Here is a 3,407-nt window from a genome sequence, read left to right on the forward strand (position 1 = left end):
CAAAATCAACCACAACACACATGTGATGGTTACGTACTTTTCATCAAAGATGCTGATACCGTGAAGAATCAAGTCATAGCCAACAAAGCCACCTATCACTACAGCAAGAATAATTTGTAGAATCTGAATAAAACGAGGCATGCCGTCTCCTAATTATTGTTCGCATAACGTTTGATTGCTATGCCTAAAGGTTTATATCCTTAATTATATAGACAAAAAGTGCAGGTTTCGCTGCACTTTTGTCAATTGTTTGCTAGGTAAATCAGCACCTTGTCACATTCTCTCTACTGAGACGCAGCAAGATTGCCCTTTGCCTTATGCTTCCATCTCTTGAATTTTCACTTTCCAAGTGTCTGGACCAATTTGGTGCGCGTTAACACCATTTGAGTCGACGGCCACTGTTACTGGCATATCTTCAACTTCAAATTCGTAAATCGCTTCCATACCTAAATCTTCAAATGCGACAACGCGAGCTTTCTTGATCGCTTTCGCCACCAAGTACGCAGCGCCACCGACAGCCATTAGGTAAACCGCTTTGTGATTCTTGATAGATTCAACCGTTGCAGGGCCACGCTCAGCTTTACCGATCATGCCCATGATGCCGGTCTTTTCTAGCATCATGTCGGTGAATTTATCCATACGCGTAGATGTTGTTGGGCCAGCAGGACCAACGACTTCATCACCAACTGCATCGACAGGGCCTACGTAGTAAATGAACTTACCGTTTAGATCTACGCCTTCAGGTAGACCTTCGCCGTTATCTAGCATGCCTTGAATACGTTTATGCGCAGCATCACGACCAGTCAGAATTTTACCTGATAGAAGAACCGTTTCGCCTGTCTTCCACTCTTGTACTTCTTCTTTAGTAATTGTGTCTAAGTTTACGCGACGCGTATTTTCGCCCGCTTCCCAAGTGATATCTGGCCAATCTTCTAGTTTAGGTGGTGTTAGCTCTGCTGGGCCGCTACCATCAAGCGTGAAGTGTACGTGACGAGTCGCCGCACAGTTCGGGATCAAACAAACAGGCTTAGAAGCCGCGTGCGTTGGCGCAGTTTTGATTTTAACGTCGACAACAGTCGTCAAACCGCCAAGACCTTGCGCACCGATACCAAGTTTGTTCACGCGATTGAAGATATCCAAACGAAGCTCTTCTTCTGCGTTTTGTGGGCCACGGTCAATAAGCTCTTGAATATCGATGTGTTCCATTAGAGATTCTTTTGCCAATACCGCTGCTTTTTCAGCCGTACCGCCGATACCAATGCCAAGCATGCCAGGAGGACACCAGCCCGCCCCCATTGTTGGTAGCGTTTTTTCTACCCACTCAGCAATATCGTCAGATGGGTTTAGCATCACCATCTTAGTTTTGTTTTCGCTACCGCCGCCCTTCGCAGCGATCTGAATTTCAACTTTATCGCCCGGAACCATGTTGATATGTACGACGGCAGGCGTGTTGTCTTTGGTATTAATACGTTTACCAGCAGGGTCCATAAGTACTGACGCACGCAACGGGTTATCAGGGTTCGTGTACGCTTGTCGAACACCTTCATCTACCATCTGCTGAACCGTCATGTCGGTCGAATCCCATTGCACGCCCATACCGATGTTGACGAAACACGTCACAATACCAGTATCCTGACAAATTGGACGGTGACCTTCTGCGGACATTCGGGAGTTAATTAAGATCTGAGCAATCGCGTCTTTAGCGGCTTGGCTCTCTTCGCGGTGATAGGCTTTTTCAAGAGCTTGAACAAAGTCTAGCGGGTGGTAGTAAGAAATATACTGTAGCGCATCAGCGACACTGCTGATCACATCCTGCTTGCGTATTACCGTCATTACATGCCTCGTTATAGTTATGCTTCCATTATTGGCTTAGCTTCAATCGTGTTTGTTGAGCTTATTGCTCTTTTGAGCTTCGTTTTTTATAAACAATTGTCGAACGGCTGATATCGACACACGAAATGCTGAAGTTGCCTACTTGTAAACCATCTCAAAACCCTATGAATAGAGGGAGTTTGGCTATACAGAGGAATATGATACTCTTGCTGCCCATGACATGCCATGCAGTGAACGATCTCTTTGTCACAATTTACACAAATGAACAACATGGACAATCAATTCATTGATTTTAAAGCGTTGGAATACGCACCAGAGTTTGCTCTTCACCTTTTTTCTCGCATTCAACACCAGCCTTGGGCGATGTTGCTGCGTTCTGCATCAGAAACGCATATCGATAGCCGCTTCGATGTGTTGGTCTCCAACCCAATTGCAACGTTAGAAACCACTGCCGACAACACACAAGTTGAAACGCCATCGAATGCCTATTCAACTCAAGATGACCCATTTGCGCTGCTTCATCAGTTGCAAGAACAGTGGCTTCCTCACGTAGAGTTAAATAAAGAATTGGATTTGCCTTTTGTCGGCGGTGCGCTCGGTTACTTCAGTTACGATTTAGGTCGCCGCGTAGAAACGATGCCAGAAGTGGCAGAAAAGGACCTCAACACGCCGGATATGGCGGTAGGTCTGTATGAATGGGCCGTTGTTGTTGACCACCACCTAAAAAAAGCATGCTTAGTCGGTCAGAACATCGAGCAAGCTTGGCAATGGTTAAACGAGCAAAAAGCAGAACAAACCGTTGACTTCGCTTTGTCTGGTGATTGGCAGTCAAACATGACGAAAGAGAGCTACGCCACTCGCTTTGACAAGGTGCAAGAATACTTGTTGAGCGGTGACTGTTATCAGATCAATTTGGCGCAGCGCTTTAACGCACCGTATCAAGGCAGCGAGTGGCAAGCGTATCTGAAATTGGAGTCCGCCAACCAAGCGCCATTCTCAGCGTTTATCCGTATGCCTGAGTCTTCGATTTTGAGTATCTCTCCAGAGCGCTTTTTAGAGCTCAAAGATCGCGTCATTGAAACGAAACCAATCAAAGGTACTCGACCACGCAGCGAAGATCCAAAGCAAGATAACGCTAATGCCCATGACTTGCTGACAGCGGAAAAAGATCAGGCAGAAAACCTGATGATTGTCGATTTGCTGCGTAATGATATTGGTCGAGTTGCATCACCGGGTAGCGTTCACGTTCCAAAGCTGTTCGATATTGAAAGCTTCCCTGCTGTGCATCATTTGGTGAGCACCATTCGTGCAAATTTGGATGAACAATACGCTCCTGCGGATTTGCTGCGAGCGTGTTTTCCAGGCGGTTCAATTACGGGAGCACCTAAAGTTCGCGCAATGCAGATCATTGAAGAACTTGAGCCGCATCGACGCAGCGCGTATTGCGGCAGTATTGGCTACATTTCACGCCATGGTCGTATGGACACCAGCATTACTATCCGAACTCTTGTAGCGAAAAAAAACAAACTTTACGCTTGGGCTGGCGGCGGCGTCGTGGCAGATAGCGATTGCGC

2 protein-coding genes are annotated in these 3,407 nt (G+C 46.6%); one reads left to right on the top strand and one right to left on the bottom strand.

Annotated elements, in window-relative coordinates; translation table 11 throughout:
• Positions 1-315 precede the first annotated feature (315 nt).
• A complete protein-coding gene (locus tag IQR33_RS14210; RefSeq protein ID WP_005376905.1) occupies positions 316-1,833 on the bottom strand; it encodes a fumarate hydratase in 1,518 nt (505 codons plus the stop codon).
• A 270-nt stretch (positions 1,834-2,103) separates the two neighbouring features.
• Between IQR33_RS14210 and pabB the strand changes: the two genes are divergently transcribed.
• Positions 2,104-3,407 (top strand): aminodeoxychorismate synthase component I (gene pabB, locus IQR33_RS14215; protein ID WP_228013899.1); only part of this gene is annotated, 1,304 nt, incomplete at its 3' end.

Origin of the sequence: Vibrio sp. OPT46 (genome assembly GCF_015163535.1) — a bacterium.
Taxonomy (GTDB): Bacteria; Pseudomonadota; Gammaproteobacteria; order Enterobacterales; family Vibrionaceae; genus Vibrio; species Vibrio alginolyticus.